The organism is Stieleria sedimenti, from assembly GCF_025060895.1.
GTDB lineage: Bacteria > Planctomycetota > Planctomycetia > Pirellulales > Pirellulaceae > Stieleria > Stieleria sedimenti.
This window is the reverse complement of sequence record NZ_JANZKV010000065.1, coordinates 1-1,156: the sequence shown is the minus strand read 5'-3', so window position 1 is coordinate 1,156 and position 1,156 is coordinate 1. Positions and strand designations below refer to the sequence as shown.

Genomic DNA, 1,156 nt, shown 5'->3' with positions numbered 1-1,156 from the left:
CTCGGTACTCGGTACTCGGTTTCGAAACTCGAAACCGCCCCTACTCACCCATCCCACGGTTCAACGTGGATATGCACGTCCCTGACTCTCGGCATGTTGGCCAACAGCCGATTTTTGACCTCGTGTGCGATGCGGTGGCCTTGATCGACGCTCAACTGGCCGTCGACTTGAACGTGGATCTCGATGAAATACTCCAGCCCGCTCTTGCGGACCCGCAGCTTTTCGATCTCTTTGACCTGATCGACATCCGCGGCGATGTCACGCACCTTTGCCACCGTCGCCGCGTCCGCTTGCTGATCCATCAGTTCTGCCGCGATCGCTAGAAACATTTTGGCGCTGGACATGATCAACACGCCGCAAACGCACAAGGCCGCGACGGGATCCACGTACGGTCCGAACGCGCCCAGGTGCGGTGCGGCGAACAAACTGATCGCGATCGCCCCGGACCCCAACGCGTCGCTGCGGTGATCCAACGCCGTCGCGCGAAGCGCTGCCGAACCGAGGCGAGTGGCAACGTGCGACGTGTACCGAAACAGCACTTCCTTGATCACGCTACAGACCGCCGCGATCACACCGGCCGACCAGTGCGGGATCGTTGCCGCCGCGGAAAACTGCCGGATCGTCTCGATCATCAAAATCCCGGCGCCGAACATCACCAGCAACGAAACACCGAACCCCGCGATCGATTCGGCTTTAGTGTGTCCGTAGGGATGATCATCGTCTTCTTCCTGCTCGGCGACGTGCAACGCCGCGCGAACGGCAACCGAACTGGTCACGTCCCCGATCGAATTGACCGCGTCGGCGATCAACGCGGAACTCCGCAAGACCAGCCCGCCGGACAGCTTGGCAACGACCAACACGATGTTCACGCTCAGCCCCCAGATCGCGGCGCGTTTGGCATCGACATAAACACGATCGCGGACCGCGATCGATGCTTCGTCTCGTGGGGGACTGAGCGACACGCGAATGCGGAACCGGGAACGGTGGCGGGAAGAGACGTCAAAACCTTCTAAGTTAACCGACTTTTTACCCGCACGTCGATCCTGCGGCTATCGGTGACCTAAGGTTTCGCGCCATTTCTATCGATTGCCACGCAACAGTGCGAAAAAGGCGTCCGACACGAATGGCACGGGCACACGTGTTGGTGTCCAGGCTT

1 protein-coding gene is annotated in these 1,156 nt (G+C 60.2%); it reads right to left on the bottom strand.

The window, feature by feature from the left end; translation table 11 throughout:
* Nucleotides 1-44: 44 nt before the first annotated feature.
* Nucleotides 45-962: a cation diffusion facilitator family transporter gene (locus NZK35_RS10350; RefSeq protein WP_259632465.1), complete on the bottom strand. Its 918-nt coding sequence runs from the start codon at nt 960-962 to the stop codon at nt 45-47.
* Nucleotides 963-1,156 lie beyond the last annotated feature (194 nt).